Raw genomic sequence first — 405 nt, forward strand, 5'->3', positions numbered from 1 at the left:
ATGGTTTATATCAGTCCCAAGATAAATTCTGTAGCCATTTTGATTGTCTATCACCAACTGATTTGATAAATTAAAATCTAAATTTTTATGATAATATTTTGATAAGATGAAGCAACAACAAAACTTATATAATGTATCATAATCTAAATCTTCAAAATTGAATTTTAGTCGTGATTCATTATTATCAATCAACTCTTTAAGTCGATCCGTTGCAAAAATAAATTTATCTGAAAAGGGAAAAGTTATCGCTTTTAAATTATATTTTACAAATGGTTTAGGAATAATTTTCTCAATAATTGGCTCAACATCTTTAATAATTTTCTGAAAATCTTCAAATGTTTCAACACCATCAATCAACTCTGGTCGAGTAGCTTTCAGGTATTCTAGAAAAGCTTTAAACTCTCC

1 protein-coding gene is annotated in these 405 nt (G+C 26.7%); it reads right to left on the reverse strand.

Annotated elements, in window-relative coordinates; genetic code table 11:
- Positions 1–405: hypothetical protein (locus QWI17_RS04770; protein ID WP_302721375.1), on the reverse strand; the 405-nt coding region annotated here is incomplete at both ends.

This window comes from Gilvimarinus gilvus, assembly GCF_030518155.1.
Taxonomy (GTDB): domain Bacteria; phylum Pseudomonadota; class Gammaproteobacteria; order Pseudomonadales; family Cellvibrionaceae; genus Gilvimarinus; species Gilvimarinus gilvus.